This window comes from Arthrobacter bambusae (assembly GCF_022606295.1).
Lineage (GTDB): Bacteria > Actinomycetota > Actinomycetes > Actinomycetales > Micrococcaceae > Arthrobacter > Arthrobacter bambusae_A.
In genome coordinates this window covers 1-17,351 of the sequence record NZ_JAHHZS010000040.1, presented here as the reverse complement: position 1 = coordinate 17,351, position 17,351 = coordinate 1, and the positions used below count along the sequence as shown (strand labels likewise).

Annotated in this window: 13 protein-coding genes and 1 pseudogene; 10 read left to right on the top strand and 4 right to left on the bottom strand. The window is 65.8% G+C overall.

The genetic code is table 11. The features are described from left to right. Positions 1–40 precede the first annotated feature (40 nt). Positions 41–655, bottom strand: a complete 615-nt coding sequence (locus KNN17_RS19480; protein ID WP_241710521.1) for a cadmium resistance transporter — start codon at positions 653–655, stop codon at positions 41–43. Positions 656–730: 75 nt separating this feature from the next. Between KNN17_RS19480 and KNN17_RS19475 the strand changes: the two genes are divergently transcribed. From KNN17_RS19475 to KNN17_RS19435, 9 genes are all read left to right on the top strand, one after another. Further along, entirely contained in the window at positions 731–1,582 is an 852-nt protein-coding gene (locus KNN17_RS19475) for a phosphotransferase (protein ID WP_241710520.1), read from the top strand. 97 nt (positions 1,583–1,679) lie between these two features. Next, positions 1,680–2,552: an ATP-binding cassette domain-containing protein gene (locus KNN17_RS19470; RefSeq protein ID WP_241710519.1), complete on the top strand. Its 873-nt coding sequence runs from the start codon at positions 1,680–1,682 to the stop codon at positions 2,550–2,552. Next, on the top strand, positions 2,549–3,355 hold the full coding sequence (locus KNN17_RS19465) for an ABC transporter ATP-binding protein (protein WP_241710518.1): 807 nt from the start codon (positions 2,549–2,551) through the stop codon (positions 3,353–3,355). The genes KNN17_RS19470 and KNN17_RS19465 overlap by 4 nt, the downstream gene beginning before the upstream one ends. Then, complete coding sequence (locus KNN17_RS19460; protein WP_241710517.1) at positions 3,352–4,620, top strand: MFS transporter; 1,269 nt, start codon at positions 3,352–3,354, stop codon at positions 4,618–4,620. Before KNN17_RS19465 ends, KNN17_RS19460 begins: the two co-directional genes overlap by 4 nt. Positions 4,621–4,654: 34 nt before the next feature. Next, positions 4,655–6,181, top strand: coding sequence for an ABC transporter substrate-binding protein (locus KNN17_RS19455; protein WP_241710516.1), 1,527 nt, complete (start codon positions 4,655–4,657; stop codon positions 6,179–6,181). Beyond that, positions 6,181–7,935: an ABC transporter permease subunit gene (locus tag KNN17_RS19450; protein WP_241710515.1), complete on the top strand. Its 1,755-nt coding sequence runs from the start codon at positions 6,181–6,183 to the stop codon at positions 7,933–7,935. The genes KNN17_RS19455 and KNN17_RS19450 overlap by 1 nt, the downstream gene beginning before the upstream one ends. 31 nt (positions 7,936–7,966) lie before the next feature. Next, positions 7,967–8,623 (top strand): hypothetical protein, encoded by a 657-nt coding sequence (locus KNN17_RS19445; RefSeq protein WP_241710514.1) that lies wholly within the window; start codon positions 7,967–7,969, stop codon positions 8,621–8,623. Beyond that, positions 8,623–10,242: a DNA polymerase Y family protein gene (locus KNN17_RS19440; protein ID WP_241710513.1), complete on the top strand. Its 1,620-nt coding sequence runs from the start codon at positions 8,623–8,625 to the stop codon at positions 10,240–10,242. Before KNN17_RS19445 ends, KNN17_RS19440 begins: the two co-directional genes overlap by 1 nt. 36 nt (positions 10,243–10,278) lie before the next feature. Continuing rightward, on the top strand, positions 10,279–13,710 hold the full coding sequence (locus tag KNN17_RS19435; RefSeq protein WP_241710512.1) for an error-prone DNA polymerase: 3,432 nt from the start codon (positions 10,279–10,281) through the stop codon (positions 13,708–13,710). Here KNN17_RS19435 and KNN17_RS19430 read toward each other — a convergent pair. Further along, a complete protein-coding gene (locus KNN17_RS19430; RefSeq protein WP_241710511.1) occupies positions 13,703–14,452 on the bottom strand; it encodes a ThuA domain-containing protein in 750 nt (249 codons plus the stop codon). The genes KNN17_RS19435 and KNN17_RS19430 overlap by 8 nt on opposite strands. Beyond that, positions 14,452–15,555, bottom strand: a complete 1,104-nt coding sequence (locus KNN17_RS19425; protein ID WP_241710510.1) for a Gfo/Idh/MocA family protein — start codon at positions 15,553–15,555, stop codon at positions 14,452–14,454. Before KNN17_RS19425 ends, KNN17_RS19430 begins: the two co-directional genes overlap by 1 nt. 176 nt (positions 15,556–15,731) lie before the next feature. Between KNN17_RS19425 and KNN17_RS19420 the strand changes: the two genes are divergently transcribed. Beyond that, complete coding sequence (locus KNN17_RS19420) at positions 15,732–16,856, top strand: LacI family DNA-binding transcriptional regulator (RefSeq protein ID WP_241710509.1); 1,125 nt, start codon at positions 15,732–15,734, stop codon at positions 16,854–16,856. Between the two features lie 71 nt (positions 16,857–16,927). Here KNN17_RS19420 and KNN17_RS19415 read toward each other — a convergent pair. Beyond that, positions 16,928–17,351, bottom strand: a pseudogene (locus KNN17_RS19415) (DUF3417 domain-containing protein); the annotation flags it as partial.

Below are 17,351 nucleotides of genomic sequence, written 5' to 3'. Positions count from 1 at the left end.
ATATCACTTCCGAATGGGAGAAACCTGCACGCTGTGCAGATCAGGGCTGCACCAGCAGGGCGATGACTCCGGAGCGGACAATGATGGTGATCCCGAGGGCGATGTACACCACGGGAATAACCCGGTTTCCAGCCCGGCGGCAGAGCTCACCCACCTTCGGGTGCGCTGTCAGCCAGAAGCCGGCTGCGCACCACACCGCCACCATCACCGCGAAGGTGAGCCCCGTCGTCGCCGAAGCCGCCGGCCCCAGCGAGCGGAAAAGCGGAATGTATACCGAGATGTTGTCTCCACCGTTGGCTACTGTCACCGCGACAACCACGGGCACGTTCAGCGAGCGCGGCTTCGGTGGATGTCCGGACGGGCGGGCGACCTTGAGCAAGGCGTAGCACCCCAAAGCAAGCGGTACCAGCCCGAGGAACCCCACCCACTCAACCGGGACCGGAGTGAGCGCCAATGCCGCCGCGGCCGCCACCACGGTCAGTATTCCGATGCCGATGTACTGGCCTACCCAGATTCTCCAGAGTCTTGGCACCGTCCGGGTCCTGGCCGACAAGAAAAGAACGGACAAGACCAGCAGGTCGTCGAGGTTTGTCGCGGCAAAGGCTCCAGCCGCTGTCAGTACGGTGCCGCCCAGATCTTCCATCGCTGATGACATTACCGCTTGAAGCAGGCGCCCCTGCCCGGACCGCACCGGCTGGCGCCATCGACCGGGCCGTGGCAGCATCGGACGATGGATACCGATGCCCGTCCGTACGTCGAGTGTGGCCAGCCGGAACCTGCCGTTCCGCTCCTTGGCGGGGACGTGACGGAGGGGCTCGTCCGGGTGGGCGATACGGTGCGGCGCCCTGTGAGCGACGCTTCTCCGCGGGTCCGCCGCGTCCTGGATTTCCTCCAATCGGCCGGCTTCCAGGGGGCGCCGCGCTTCCTCGGCATCGACGAAAGCGGCAGGGACACCCTGAGTTTCGTTCCCGGCGACGCCGCCGGCCGCCCTTGGCCACGCCGGGTCGCCGACGAATCGAGCGCCATCAGCGTCGCGCGCTTGGTGCGGGCTTACGATGATGCCGTGCAGCCGCTTGGTGTACCGGACTGGGCGTACGCGCACGACGGCGCTGATCCCCTTGGATGCCCCGGCTCGATCGCGGGACCGGCAACATTCCTCGCCCACATGGACATCACCCCGGAGAATGTCGTTTTCCGGGACGGCACCGCCGTCGCCCTGATCGACTTCGATCTCCTGCGCCCCGCGACCCGGGCTGAAGAAGTCGCGAACTTACTCCTCTGGTGGGGCGCCTGGATGCCCGTCACCGACCGCGATCCCGTCATGCGCGGGGTCGACGCCGCCTCCCGTGCCGCCGTGCTGGTGGACGCCTATGGCCTGGGTCCTGCTGACCGCGCCAAGGTAGTCCACGTGGCCCGGAACGCCGCAGACCGCTCCTGGCATCTGATGAGGCACCGGGCGCTCACCAAGGGCGGCGGCTGGAAACGGATGTGGGACGAAGGCATCGGGGACAAGATTCTTCGCCGCCAGGCATGGCTCGCCGAAAACGCCGCAGCTCTCCATGCCGCGATAACGAGCCGCTAAGCCTGGTCGGGGCGACGCAGGACTAAGGGAAGCGTCGCGCGCATGGCACGGAGCAAGGCTCAACGCATGTCATTATTTCGCTTAATGAGAATGAGTATTGATAGCATCAATACTCATCATCGCTCCTATCCGAAAGTCCGCCATGCACCCTGCCCTCCTGGTTCGAGATTTGAGGGTGTCCCTCCGGGGACGCGCCTTGATAGACGGAGTCAGTTTCGCTATTGACCCGGGACAAAAACTGGCACTTCTCGGAGCCTCCGGTTCAGGCAAGTCCCTGACCGCGGCGGCCCTCCTGGGACAGCTTCCGGCCACGATGAGTTTTTCCGGGGAGTTGCTGATCAATGGTGTGGAGGTGCCGTTGTCCCGCAGGCGAAGCAGCCGCGCCGGGATCGCCGCCATACATCAGGACCCCATGTCGGCCCTCAATCCCCTGGTGCGCCTCGGCAAACAGCTGGAGATCCCGCTGCGGCATGGTGGGTTTTCAGGCTCCATGGCCCGGAAACGGGCACGTGAGCTGCTTGAGGCGGTAGGAATAGCGGAAGCCGGGCGGACCATGGAGAGCTTCAGCGGCGAATTGTCGGGCGGTCAGCTGCAACGGGTCTGCATCGCGCTAGCCCTCGCTTGCCATAGTTCCGTCCTGGTGGCGGATGAACCCACCACTGCATTGGACATGGTCAACCAGGCCAAGGTCCTCGAGGCTTTGACCTCGTATTCGTGGTCGATGCATTCGAAGCCGAGCAGCCCTGCGTCCGGACGTTCCGGATCCGCGGCCGCAATGTTGTTCATCACGCATGACCTAGCCGTGGCAGCGGCATTGTGCCACCGCGCCCTTGTCTTGAGTTCCGGCCGGATCGTCGAAGAGGGATCGATGAAAGCGCTGGTGGAGCGGCCCCGCCACCCCTACACGAAGCAGTTGGTTGAAGCAGCCCATGCCGGCTTCGATGCCCTCCCCCGGGAAGCCACGGCATGAATGCAGTATTGAGTGCCTCCAATCTGGGCCTCAGCTACCCCGGCAGAGGACTCCTGGCACAACGCCAGTCCCGGCCCGCATTGCGGGGCGTGTCCCTCAGGATTGCCGCCGGAGACAGCCTCGGCCTGGTGGGTGGCTCGGGGGCCGGAAAATCGACGCTCCTGCGGATCCTGCTTGCTTTGGAGAAGCCGGACGCCGGAACCGTCACGTTCAACGACACTCCGGTGGCGCCCGGCCCGGCATCGTCATTGAGGTGGTACCGCCGCGCGGTGCAATACATCCCGCAGAATCCGGCGGCGAGCCTCGACCCGGGGATGAACGTGGAACGCCTCCTCCTGGAACCCCTGAGGCAACTGCGCATCAACGGAGACCACCGCCGGATGATCCTGGATGCGCTGCAGCGGGTCGATCTCGATCCGGGCATGCTTACGCGTCGACCCCGGGAACTCTCCGGCGGCCAAAACCAACGCGTGGCCATTGCGCGGGCGCTGGTCCCCGCTCCGAGCGTCCTTCTGGCCGACGAGCCGGTGAGCGGGCTCGACCTTCCGCTCAGGAACACCGTCCTGGACCTCATGGAGCATTTGGTCCATCGGGACGGGCTTGGGCTCCTGTTTGTCTCGCATGACCTGGCCGCGGTCGCCCGGCTGTGCTCCCGGACCCTCGTTCTCGCCGAGGGACGCATCGTGGAACAAGGGCCTACCGAGGCCGTGTACGCCAAGCCACAGACCAGGGAGGCCGGGGAGCTCGTCAACTCCATCCCCCGTCTGCGCAGGCACAAAGAAGACCACAAGGACAGGGCATGAACGGGAACCCCCGCGCGGAGCCCATGCCGCGGCTCCTGCTGGCCAGCCAGCTCATTTTCAACCTTGGCTTCTACTCCGTTGTCCCTTTCCTGGCGGTTTCCCTGCGCGAGGACTTCGGCATGGGCGCGATGGCCGTGGGAATCGTCCTCGGGGCCCGCACCTTCGCCCAGCAAGGATTGTTCTTCGTGGGCGGCGCCGCCGCGGACCGTTGGGGAGCACGGCCCGTCATGATCGCCGGATGCCTGGCCAGGATTTCCGGGTACCTTCTGTTGATCTGGGCTTCGGACTTCCCCCTTTTTCTCCTGGGAGCCGTCATCACGGGGGTCGGTGGCGCCCTCTTTTCACCCGCCCTGGAAAGCCTTGTGGGCGGGGCCGAAGAACGACGAGCCGCCCTTCAGCCCCGCAAGACCAGTCTTTTTGCGCTGCTGGTCATCTTCGGAGAAGTCGGGGCGGTAGCGGGTCCCCTGCTCGGGTCCATCCTGCTCCAGACCGGCTTCGACACAGCACTGCTCGCCGGGTCGGGTGTCTTTGCCGTGATGGCCGTGGTCTTCAACGCGTTCCTTCCAGCAACTACGGCGAGCGCGGTCGCGCCGTCCGTGAAGCACCCGGGCGCCGCACCGCCGTCGGACGCTTGGTCCTGCCTCAGGGAGAAGCGCTTCGTCGCCTTCGCGGCTTTCTACAGCGTCAACCTCTTTGCCTACAACCAGCTCTATTTCGGTCTACCCATCGAACTGGAACGGAGCGACGCCGGCTTGGGGGCACTTTCCGCGGTTTTCGCCTATGCATCCATCCTGACCATCACCCTGCAATGGCCCATCGCGGGGCTCATGAAACGGAAAGGCCCAGGCGCAGCACTTGCCGTGGGATTTGCCGTCCAGGGCCTGGGGTTCGTGGCAATTGCAGCCATGGCCGTGCTTCCTGCACCCGCTGCATTCCCTGCGCTGCCGGCGTTCCTGCTGGTTACCGCGCTTGCCCTCGGGCACATGTGCGTGGCACCCGTTGCCATGGATCTGGTCCTCGAATATGCCGCAGGACGCCCCACCGGCGCCTACTACGGCCTGCTCGCGAGCTGCGGCGGAACGATGGTTCTGCTCGGCAATGTCGCGCTTGCTCCCCTCTATGAACAGGCCACCACACCATCCCTGGCCGCGGCCGCTCCGTGGCTGGTGTCGGCAATCTTCGCGGCAGCCTCCGCGGCACTCATCCACCGCTTCCTTGCGGCACCCGTTCCGGCGCCGCGCACACAACAACTCCACCCCGCCTAGATCCACTCACACCCACGAAAGAAGGCACCAATCCATGGCTATTCCACGCCCACAAGCAATGACGGCGATACTCCTCTCCACCGCAATGGCCGCCGCCCTCAGCGCTTGCTTCGCCCAAGGCAACGCATCATCGGCCGGCAGTACCGACTCCCGAATCAAAGTAGCCATGCTGCAGCCACCCCGTTCAGGACTTACTCCCTTGAGCGACGACGCCTTCAAACTCTCACGCTGGAAGACCGCCGAGACGCTGGTTGTCCTCGATGCGCTCGGCGATGCGCAGCCGGCGCTTTCAACGGCCTGGGAGCAACTGGACGGCAGGAACTGGCGCTTCGAACTGCGCACAGGGGTGAAATTCCATGACGGGACGCTTCTGACGGCCGAGCAAGTGGCGGCATCGTTGACGGCGGCGGCCAACGCGAAGCCCAAGCCGCGGATCCTCGACGGCGTGCAGCTGGGCGTCCGTGCGGACGGCGGGAACGCCGTCGTCGTCACCACCCAAACGGACGACCCGCTGGTTCCGCAGCGGCTTTCGAGCCCCCAGCTTTCCATCCTCGCCGCATCCGCCTACAAGCCAGGCGGGGTCGTGAGCCCCATCAACGCCGGAACGGGCCCTTATGTCCTGGCGTCCGCGGACGGCACCAGCTCGGCAACACTGAACCGCTTCGCCGACTACTGGGGAGAGAAAGCGGCGAGCAGCGGCGTCGACGTCCAGTACGTTCCGGACGGCACCGCGCGCGCTGCCGCGCTCAGGACCGGAACTGCAGACGTCGTGGAGGCCATTCCCGTAGGCCAGGTTGCCCAGGTCAAGGCGGACTTGATCCACGAAGTTCCCATGCCCCGCACCAACACCCTCTACCTGAACACCAAGACGGGCCCTTTCGCGGATCCGTCGATCCGGGCAGCGGCCCGGGCGTCGGTCGAGCGGGCCGCCCTTGTCGAACGGGTCTACGAGGGACGAGCGGACATCGCCGAGGGCCTCTTGGGCCCGGCCCTTCCCTGGGCGGCGAAGGAGCGGCAGGGCACCTCCTATGCCGACACGCTGAAGAAGCGGGCGGAAGCGGCACCTGCCAATGGCCGCCGCATCAAACTCGGCACGTTCACGGACCGCGCCGAACTGCCCGAGGTCGCCGTGCAGCTTGAGCAGCAACTCGAAGCTGCAGGCTTCATCGTGGAGCAGGAAGTCCGCGAGTACCAGCACATCGAGGCGGACGCCCTGGCCGGCAAGTTCGACGCCTTCATCCTGTCCCGGGCAACGGTCCTCGACTCCGGCGACCCTGTCGCCTACATGTTCAGCGACTTCTCCTGCAAAGGCTCCTTCAATATCTCCCAGTTCTGCGATCCGGAGGTGGACGCAGCACTGGGCAAGGCCGCAGCCATCCCCGCAGGCCCGGAGCGCCGGGCGGCAATTGCCGCCGCCGAAGCACTGATCCTCTCGAAGGATGCTGCCGTGCCGCTGCTGCACGAGCGCGTCATCCAAGGCGAATCGGCCAGGATCCGGAACGTCGAACGTGATCCCCGCGAGCGCGCCCTGATCACCAGCAAGACAGGAATCGCCGGCTGATGCCAGGCCCGGCGTTCATCAAAACCGCGGCTTCCCGGGCCGTGGCGCTCCTCGCCATAGTGGTGCTGATCGGGCTGTTGCCCTGGCTTTCGGGACAGCGCCCCGAGTACACCATCCTGCGGGCCCGGTACGCCGACCGGGAAGCGACCGATGAGACGCTGGGCATGATCCGCGCGGAACTCGGACTCGATCGAGGACCAGTACACATCTTCCTCGACTGGGCAGGAAGCGTCTTGCGCGGGGACATGGGAAATTCCTGGATTACGAATACGCCGGTCGGCCCCGGCACCGTGGAAACCCTCGGAGTGTCCGTCACCTTGATGGCATGCGCGGTGGCCGTTGCAACGGTGATGGCCACCGCGCTGTGCGTTCCTGCCGTGATGCGGGGCCTGGCCGGGAACCCCGGGCCGGGGTCCGGCGTCGTAGCGGCGGCCATGACCGCCCTTCCCGAGTTCCTCCTGGCGGCGATGCTCCTCGTCGTCGGTGCCGTGTGGCTGGGCTGGTTTCCGCCCTATGGCTGGCAGGGCCTGGACCATGCGGTATTGCCGGCACTCGCCCTCGGCCTGCCTGCCGGCGGGCTGATCGGGCGGCTGCTTTCCGACGCCACCAGCCTGGCGTTCGCCGAAAAATGGGTGGCCACGTGGGCGATGGCCGGAGCAAGCCCCGCCAGGCTCACCGCGGCGGTTCTCCGCCGGGCGTTGCCGTCGGTGATGAGCCAGATCGGGCTTGTCCTCATCGGCCTCACCGGCGGGGCGGTTGCGGTGGAGAAGGTCTTCGCGGTTCCCGGCTTGGGCCGCGCGGTCCTGGGCGCGGCGAGCGCCCAGGACATACCCGCGCTGCAGGCAGGAGTCCTGGCCCTTCTCATGCTGGCGATCGGGGCGGGTTCCCTCAGTGCTGCGGTCCGATACCTTCTGGTGGGAGCGGCGCTACGCTCGGGCACAGTTCCGGTTCCGGACTCGCCGGGAAGACCACGACGGCGGGATGTCGCCGCTCCGCTCGTGGCGGCGGGAGCGTTGCTGCTCATCGTCGTCGCGGGCTTGCTTCGCGATCCGTTCACCTCGAGCCATGCACGGCTTGCCGGCCCGGGCTTCGAACTGCCCTTCGGTGCCGATGCCAGCGGACGGGATCTCCTTGCCCGGGTGGGGCATGGCGCCGTGTCCACCCTGGGGACGGCTTTGCTCGTGGTGCTGGCTTGCCTTGTGATCGGGATCGTCGTCGGGCTCTTCCCGCTCGCGGCCACCGGTCCGCTGGAAGTAGCCAACGCCGCTCCGCCCATCCTGGCCGGGCTGATCGTTGCCGTGATGACCGGCCCCTCGGCCGAAGGAGCAGCAATAGCCGTCACCTTGGTGAGTTGGGCACCCCTGGCCGCCCATACAGCGGCCTTGGCACAGGAGGCCAGGGCACAACCCCACGTGAAGATCCTTCCGGTCCTGGGCGTGGGAAGGGTCCGCATCCTCTGGCGCTACATCCTCCCGGCCATCCTTGGCCCGGTGTTCAGGCATTCGATGCTCCGGGTACCGGGAATCGCGCTCGCCTTGGCCGCCTTGGGATTCCTGGGCCTCGGCCCCCATCAGCCGTCCCCCGAGTGGGGCCTCATCCTCGCTGAAGGAATCAACTACGTGGAGCGGGCCCCTTGGGCTGTCGCCGCCCCGGCGTCGGCGTTGATCCTCGCCTCGATCCTGGCAGTTTCACTGTCCAGCGTGACGTGGTCGCGCGCGCAGGCAAAGGGAAGCCCCTGGAGTAGTCCCGATTGACTCATTCGAATATATGTTCGAAAATTGAAGTATGCCTCCTCGTCTGTCTTCCGCATCGCCAGCTTCGCTGCGCGATGACTTGCAGGCGCAGATCCACCTCATGCAGGGCAAGCGCGGAAGCGAACGCTCACTGCCAGTGCTCCCCTCGCTCAGCAGGCTCCTCCCGGGCGGGTTGCGCCCGGGAGCGGCCTACTCCATACAGGGATCCATGTCGCTGGCCATGGCCTTGTTGGCCGGGCCGTCACGCAATGGCTCATGGTGCGGGGTAGCCGGACTGCCGGACTTCGGGGTCGAGGCGGCGGCGGGTTTCGGCATTGCGCTCGACCGGCTGGTACTGGTGCCTGATCCCGGGACCCATTGGGCGCAGGTGATCGCCGCCATGGCGGACGTGCTCTCGGTGGTGCTTGCGCATGCCCCGGAAAGAGTCGCACCCGCCGAGGCTGCCCGCTTGGGAGCCAGGCTCCGCGAGCGGAGTGCCGTCCTTCTTGTCCTCGGACCATGGCCGCAGAGTGAAGCCGTCCTGCAAGTGAATGGATATGAGTGGGCAGGGCTCGGGCAGGGCCATGGACATCTCTCCAAGCAGGAGCTCGAGCTCGAGGTCGCCCTGCGGGGTAGTTCCCGCAGGGCCTCCGTGGATCTGACGGACAGCGGTCCGGTGGATCTGTCCCGCCATCGGATGGGAGCCTGATGCTGTTTCAGCTCGAAGCCCCGGTGCGCGCCTTGGTGACATGGTTCCCGGATTGGCCCCTTGTCGCCGCCCGTTTGGCAGATGCCCTGCCGCCTGATGTACCCGTGGCAGTCATAGGCAAAGGTGTCATAGCTGCTTGCTCCGCGGAAGCCCGGGCAGAAGGAGTGGTCCGGGGCTTGCGGCTCAGGGAAGCGCAGACCCGCTGCCCTGAGCTGGTGGTGTGTGCCGTTGATCCGGCGCGGGATGCGAGGGAATTCGAGCCTGTGGTCTCCTCCCTTGAGGAACGGACTCCTGGAGTGGAAGTGCTTCGCCCCGGTCTCTGCGCTATCCGGGCCAAGGGTGCTGCCCGGTATTACGGCGGAGAAGAAGCGGCCGCGGGTGCCGTGCTTGAATCGGCGGACCGCTTCGGCGTGGAGGCAAGGGTGGGGGTCGCCGATTCCGTGTTTGCCGCCGAGCAAGCAGCCCGGAGCACCAGCGAACTCTCTGCCGTTCTTGTGCTCCCGCCGGGTTCTTCCCGGGATTTCCTGGCCCCCTTCCCGGTGGAGGTACTTGGCCAGCCGAAGCTGGCTTCCTTGCTCAAACGCCTGGGCGTCTTCACTTTGGGGAATTTCGCCAATCTTCCCGTCGCAGATGTCCGGGCCCGTTTCGGGGCTGCCGGAATCACTGCGCACGCCCTGGCAAGCGGCAAGGATCCCCGCAAGGTGGTCCCCCGGACTCCCCCGCAGAAACTGGATCAACGGGCGGACTTCGAACCGGGCCTGGACCGGGTTGACCAACTCGCCTTCCAGCTCCGCGCCACGGCAGACGCCTTCGTGGCCGGGGTGCAGACAGAAGGCCTGGTCTGCACGGAGCTGAGGATCCTCATCACTGACGAAGCAGGGAGCCGCTCCGAGCGGACGTGGGGCCACCCCCGCCACTTCACAGCCAGCGACGTCGTGGACAGGGTGCGTTGGCAGCTTCAGTCGCAGCCCCCTGCCCAGGCCAGCGATAAAACAGCCGACGGCGGAACGCACGACGGCGGCATGGCCCGCGGCGGGCTGTCGTCACCGGTCGCGCGGGTCGAGTTCGTCCCCGTCCGGGTGGACTCCATCGCCCATCATGGGCGGGCGCTCTTCGGAGACGGAGCCGAGGAACAGATTCATCATGGACTCAGCCGGATCCAAAGCATGCTGGGACATGAAGCCGTCGTAGTGCCCGCGATTTCCGGAGGCCGGCTGCTGGCCGAACGGCGCCGCCTGGTTCCTTGGGGAGACGCCTTGCCCGCGGGAGCGGCCGCCCTGGCCACCAGACCGTGGCCCGGCAGGATTCCAGACCCGCAGCCCGCCACAGTGTTCGCTTCCCTCATCCCGGTCCTGCTTCTTGATGCGAACAAGGAAAAAGTCCGCACAGACCATCGAGGCGGATTGCTTGCCCCGCCCATGTGGTTCTGTCCCGGAGGAGACCCTGCACGACGCCGGCTCGTAGCTCAGTGGGCCGGCCCCTGGCCGCTGCGGCAGAGATGGTGGGACGCCGACCACCGCCTCGAAGCGGACCGGTTCCAGCTTGTGGACGGAAACGGAGAGGCCTGGCTCCTTCTCCTGGACGAGCAGAACTGGTGGGCAGAGGCCCGCTACGACTGAACACCAGACACTGAAACCTTAGGCAGGAAGGCAAAGATGGCTTGGAACAACCCGTCGATCCCGTGGTCGGAGTTCGAACGCACGCTCTCAGACCGGCGCGTGCCGGAGATCGGCAAGGCCAAAGGAGACGGCGGCGACAGCCCCGCCTGGTCGAGGAAACGCGGGCCTTACCGTCCGGTCCCCCTCGATCCCGCAAGGGTTGTGTCCAAGGCGGGTTCCGGCGTCGTGCCCTATGCCGAACTGCACGCGCATTCCCACTACAGCTTCCTGGACGGCGCCTCGTCACCCGAGAAACTGGTTGAGGAGGCAGTCCGGCTTGGCCTCCATGCCCTCGCACTGACCGACCACGACGGCTTCTACGGGATCGTGCGAATGGCGGAGGCCGCCGAAGCCTACGAGCTGAAAACCGTGTTCGGCGCTGAGCTGTCGCTCGGGCTCAGCAAACCCCAACAAGGCGAAGCCGACCCCGAAGGCGACCATTTGCTCGTCCTCGCACGCCAGGAAGAGGGCTACCACCGCTTGGCAGGGGCGATGACCGCCGCGCATCTGGCCGCGGATGCCGGGAAAGGCCACCCCATCTATGACCTCGATGCGCTGGCGCATTCCCTGAAGGACCACTGCGTGGTGCTCACCGGATGCCGCAAAGGCTCAGTCCGGAGGGCCCTTATGCGCGACGGCGAGCAAGCAGCCGCCTTTGAGGTGGACGCGTTGATCGAGAGATTCGGGCGGGAAAACGTGGTGGTGGAGCTCTTTGATCACGGGAATCCCCTCGACAGCAGCCACAACGACGCCCTCGTCCGGATTGCCGAGCGCGCAGGCCTGCCTTTCATCGCCAGCAACGCCGTGCACTATGCGTCCCCGGAGGGATTTCCGCTGGCAACTGCCATGGCGGCTGTCCGGGCACGCCGCAGCCTGGAGGAGCTGGACGGTTGGCTGCCCGCAAGCAGCGGCGCCCATGTGCGGAGCGGTTCCGAGATGGCAGCACGGTTCGCCCGCTATCCCGGCGCGGTCGAACGGACCGTCGAAATCGCTGACGAGCTTGCGTTCCAGTTAAGGGCAGCCCGCCCGAAGCTCCCCAAGCTTGATGTCCCTGCCGGGCACAGCCTCATCACCTGGCTGCGGCAACTTGTCGAAGAAGGCATCAGGGACAAATACCCGGACGCCGACGAACGGGTCCGTAGCCGGATCGAACAGGAACTCGCTGTGATCGAGGCGAAGAACTTCCCCGGCTATTTCCTGATTGTGCACGACATCGTGCAGTTTGCGCGTTCCCGCGGCATCCTCTGCCAGGGCCGGGGTTCCGCGGCCAACTCGGCCGTCTGCTACGCGCTGGGGATCACCGCCGTCGACAGTATCTTCTACAACCTTCCGTTTGAGCGTTTCCTCTCCAGCCTCCGCGAGGAAGAACCGGATATCGACGTCGATTTCGACTCGGACCGGCGGGAAGAAGTCATCCAGTACGTCTACCGCAAATACGGACGATTCAACGCGGCCCAAGTAGCGAATGTCATCAGTTACAGGCCGAAGAACGCCGTCAGGGACATCGCCAAGGCGCTCGGCTACAGCCAAGGCCAGCAGGACGCGTGGTCCAAGCGGCTCGACCACTGGGGGGATCTCAGCGAAGGCAAAACGAACAACATCCCGGCTCCGGTCCTGGACCTTGCTGACCAGATACTGGGCTTCCCCCGGCACCTGGGCATCCACTCGGGCGGCATGGTCCTCACCGAACGGCCTGTCGGCGAGGTGGTACCCATCGAGCGTGCCCGGATGGAAAACCGGACAGTTCTGCAATGGGACAAGGACGATTGCGAATGGATGGGCCTGGTGAAGTTCGACCTCCTCGGCTTGGGCATGCTCGCCGCCCTGCAGTACTCCTTTGATTTGATCGACAAGCATTTCGGGGAGCGTTGGACCATCGAAACCATCCCGCGGGAAGAACCGGCCGTCTACGACATGCTCTGCCGGGCCGACTCGATCGGGGTCTTCCAAGTGGAATCACGGGCCCAGATCAGCACGCTGCCGCGGCTGAAACCGAGGAAATTCTACGATCTGGTGGTCGAAATCGCGCTGATCCGCCCGGGTCCCGTCCAAGGAGGCGCCGTTCACCCGTACATCCGGCGCCGCGCAGGCACCGAAAAAGTCACGTATCTCCATCCATTGCTGGAGCCAGTGCTCAAGCGGACCTTGGGTGTGCCCTTGTTCCAGGAGCAACTGATGCAGATGGCAGTTGCCGTGGGCGGCTGCACTGCCGAGGACGCGGACCTGCTCCGCCGCGCGATGGGCTCCAAACGGGGCCGGGAGAAGATCGAGTCGCTCGAGGCCAAGCTCTATGCGGGAATGGCGGCCAACGGGATCAGCAAGGACGACGCCGACGCCATCTACGGCAAGATCCAGGCCTTTGCGAACTTCGGCTTCGCGGAATCGCACTCCTTGAGCTTCGCTGTGTTGGTCTACGCAAGCTCGTGGCTGAAGCTCCATTATCCCGGCGCATTCCTCGCGTCCCTGCTCCGGGCGCAACCCATGGGCTTCTACTCTCCGCAAACCCTCGTCGCGGATGCCCGCAGGCACGGGGTCCAGGTGTTGCGCCCGGATGTACTGCATTCCCTGGCCGAGGCGACCCTCGAAGTGCTCGACGAGGCTGGAAGGACTGAAACGGGACAGGTGGGCGGCATGGATTCCTGCCTGGAGTTCCATCAGCCGGAGATCGGCCTCTTCCAGCAGGATCGACCACGCGAAGACCACCTGCACCGGCGGGATGGCTCACGCGCTGTGCGGTTGGGGCTCGACGGCGTCACGTCCATCGGCGCCGAGGTGGCGAAGCGGATCGTCACCGAGCGCGAGGAACATGGCGCCTACCGGAACATGGCCGATCTGTCCCGCCGCGCAAGCCTCAGCGCGGACCAGCTGGAGGCACTCGCATCCGCCGGCGCACTCGATTCGCTGGGGATGAACCGCCGCGAAGCACTGTGGCAGGCCGGCGATGCCGCGCTCGAGCGGGAAGGACAGTTGCCAGGGACCCATGTCGCCGTCCAGCCGCCGCTGCTGCCTGAGCTTTCCCCCCTGGAAAATGTTGCCTACGACATGTGGGCCACAGGCATCAGTACCGATGACCACCCGATGCGCCATGCGCGCGGTAACCTGGATTCCAGGGGGGTGCTGCGGGTGGACCGGCTCTCCCAGGTCGAGTCCGGCACCCGTGTTGAAGTGGCCGGCGTCGTGACCCACCGCCAACGCCCCCAGACCGCGCAAGGGATCACCTTCGTCAATCTGGAGGACGAGAGCGGCATCCTCAACGTCATCTGCAGCGTTGGCCTCTGGAAGAGGCATCGCCGCGTCGCCCGCGAGTCATCCGCGTTGATCGTCCGCGGGTTCCTCGAACGATCGCCGGAAGGAGTCACCAACCTCGTGGCGGACAAGCTGGAATCCCTGGTCCTGGCAACGAAGTCCAACTCCCGGGATTTCAGGTAGCCAGGAACCAGTCCCGGGCCGGGTTGCTCACTGCCGGGGCATCCCGGAACTGATCGGGCTGCGCCACCCAGCCCACGCCGTTCGCGATGACCCTCTGGATCTGCGGCTGGTGGTAAACGGGGTACTCCTGGTCACCGGGGCTGAAGTAGAAGATCCGCCCCTTGCCGCGGGAGAACGTCACGCCGGAGCGGAACACCTCCCCGCCTTCGAACGAGCTGATGAAGATCAGGTCGTCCGGCTCCGGGATGTCGAAGAGTTCGCCGTACATCTCCTGTTCGGGGATCAGGATGGGGCTCTCGACGCCGGCCGCAATCGGATGCGATGGCTTGACCGTCCACACCAGTTCGCGTTCGCCGTCGTTTCGCCATTTGAGCGAACACGTGGTGCCCAGCAACCGGGTGAAGATCTTCGCAAAATGCCCTGAGTGCAGCACCACGAGTCCCATCCCGCCGAGGACGTGACGCTGGACCCGTTCCACGACCTCGTCGCTCACGTCGTGGTGCGCGATGTGCCCCCACCAGAGCAGGACGTCGGTGGCCGCAAGAGTTTCCTCATCCAAGCCGTGTTCGGGATCGGCGAGGGTCGCCGTCGTGATGTCGGCATCCGGGTAGAAGCCCCGCAAGCCGGCCGCGATGGCACCATGGATGCCGTCCGGGTACATGTCCGCCATGGTGTCCGGTTGGTTGCGGGCCTCGTGGACGGCTTCGTTCCAGACGACGATCTTCAGCTTCTTGTCGGTCATCAGAGCACCACTTCGCGTTGTTCGACGGCGGACTTGTAACAGGCATCAAGGATGAGGGCCCGGCTCAGGGCAAGCGAGCCGTCGTGCAGTCCCCAGACCGTCTCCCCACCGCGGACAGCGGCGATGAAGTCGTCGACGACGGCCTGGTGGGCAAGGCCTGGGATCGCTTCGGGCTCGTAATCGGCGTTTTCGCCGTCCTTCTCCGTGAAGATTCTCAGGCTGCCGACCGGCTGAAGCGGGGCCCCGACGGCGCGCAGTTCGGCACCGCCGTCGGTCCCGTAGACCGTGAAGTCAAGCAGGTCGTCCACCTCGCGGTAGCTGGCCCAACCCGCCTCGAGGATCAAGGTGCCGCCGCCTGCGAGCCGGATGAAGGCAGTGGCGAAGTCCTCCACGTCGAACTTGTGGCTCGCGGGACCTGCTGTGTAGCGGGCACTGCCGCCACGGCCCAGCGGCCCCAGTTCCGAGTGCGTCTGCGCCGAAACGGACAGGACCTTGGGTTCGCCCAATAAGTAGAGCGAGTAGTCCAGCACGTGGACTCCAATGTCAGCCAGCGGACCGCCGCCGGCCAGCTCCGGATTGGTGAACCAGCTGCCCAGGGTAGGAATGCCGGCGCGGCGCAGCCAGGAACCCTTGGCGTAGTACGGACGTCCGAGTCCGCCGTCGTCGATGATGCTCTTGAGTTTTTGGATGTCGCCGCGGCGGCGGTGGTTGAACGCAACATCCAGGACGCGGCCGGCCTTCCGGGCCGCCTCGACCATGGCGCGTCCTTCTTCACCGTTGCGTGCCAGTGGTTTTTCGCTCAGCACGTGCAGTCCGCGCTCCAGGGCGGCTATGGAAATCGGAGCGTGCAGGAAGGTCGGAACGGCGACACTGATGGCATCCAGACCTTCCAGCCCGATCATGTCTTCCCAGCGCGCGAAAGCATGCGGAATGTCGTATTCCTGCTTCATCTGGGCGAGGAGATCCTCTTCCATCCCGGCGACAGCGACGATCTCCACACCGTCGATGGCGCTGTAGGCCTTAAGGTGCTGTTGACCGGCCCATCCGATGCCCACAACGCCCACCCTGAGGCGTGCTGCCGTTGCTTCCTGCTGAATGCCCACGGAATTCCTGTCTTTTCACTGATCTCGGGTTGGAGTCAATAAATACGCTTTCATGGGCCCCAGAGGGCGTCAATCGCTTAAGCGCTTCGACTTTTTCGCCGTTTCCGGATCCGGGCACGCCACGAACGGCCACGGAGCGGCATGCCCCTAGACTGGGGGCCGGAAAAGGAGTCGCCATGGCCAGGAAACCAACAATCTACGACGTCGCCGAGCGCGCCGCCGTCTCGATTGCGACGGTATCGCTCTCCTTTACCCAGCCGCACCGGGTGCGCGAATCCACCAGGAAACTGGTGATGGACGCCGCACGCGAACTCGGATACCTGCCCAGTGCCAGCGCCAGGGGGCTGGCCCGGGGGAAGACAGGAGCAATCGGCCTTTTCTCCTACGACTACTTCAACCGTGCAGGCGCCGGAGCGGCCCGCGTCCACGGCGAGGCGGACGCGCTCCTGCCCCGGGATCTGTTCTCCGACGACGCCAATGACGAGTTTCGCCTCTTCCCGCTGTATCACGACGAGGTGCAGCGCGGCGTTGAAATGGAATGCCGCAGGCGTGGCTTCGTGCTCATGGTGGGCGAGGGTGGTGGCGGCAGATCCGAAGCGGACATCAACGACATTGCCGGCCGCGTGGACGGGCTGGCGGTGTTCCCCAACACGTTTCCGGTCGAGGTCCTGCGGCGGATCGCCGAACGGATTCCCGTAGTGGAGCTGGCCGAACCGCCGGAAGAGACAGGGCTGAACAGGGTCTCCGTGGAGAATACCGAAGGCATGCGGGTCCTCACGAACCATTTGATCCACCACCACGGACACCGGGCCATCACTTTTGCCGGCCCGTCCGGCTCGCCGGACCGTGAGCAGCGCTTCGCCGGGTACGTCCAAGCCATGGCAGGGGCGGGGTTGGACACCCAAACGCTGCCCGCGCCGGGGCGGGACGCGCGCGGTACGTTGAGCTCCGGGGTCAATCTCGCCGAAGACGCGGACGCGACCATCCAGCGTTTGCTCTCAGGGGCCGCACTTCCTGACGCGCTCGTCTGTTCCGTCGATGCCGAGGCGCTCCTGTTTCTGGATGCCCTGGAACGGGCCGGAGTGGACGTGCCGGGACGGATTGCCGTGACGGGTTTCGATGGCTTGGCGGCCGGCCGCGTCAACCGCCCCACGCTCACCACCGTCAGGCAGCCCATGATCGCCCTTGGACGCGCCGCTGCCAGCATCCTCATCCACCAGATCGCCAATCCCGGATCCGCGCCCGTGGCCCAAGAGCTGCCCGTGGAGCTTGTGGTGCGGGAAAGCTGCGGTTGCTGCTGACTCCCGCTGGGCGGGCACCGCTTTAACGAAACGCGCCCCCGCTGCCCGACCGGCAGCGGGGGCGCGCACTTTCAGGCGTTCGCGATGAGCCCCAATTCGGCCTTCGAGGCCAGGGAGGGGTGCTTCGGGAAGACCCGGACGGTGTAGCCGAAGGATCCGGAGCGGTTGATGAGGATGGACCCGGTGAACAGGTGGCGACCGTTGCCGAGGTCCTCCGTTTCGGTCAGCTCGACCAGGGCAACTTCCTCCAGCTCGTCTCCGTCCTGGGCCCGCCCATACGCCACTTCAACCGACACGTCCTCGGGCGTGAGTTCTTGGAGGGCGATGTAGGCGTTGACCTGGAGGGTGTCCCCGATCTGGGGTTCTTCGGAGACGCCCACGGAGTCGACGTGTTCCACGATGAGCTGCGGCCAGGCGTCGCGGACCTTGCTGGTCCAGGCCGCGAGTTCCTTTGCTTCCTTGAACGACGCCGTTCCCGCTTGCCTGCCGGCGACA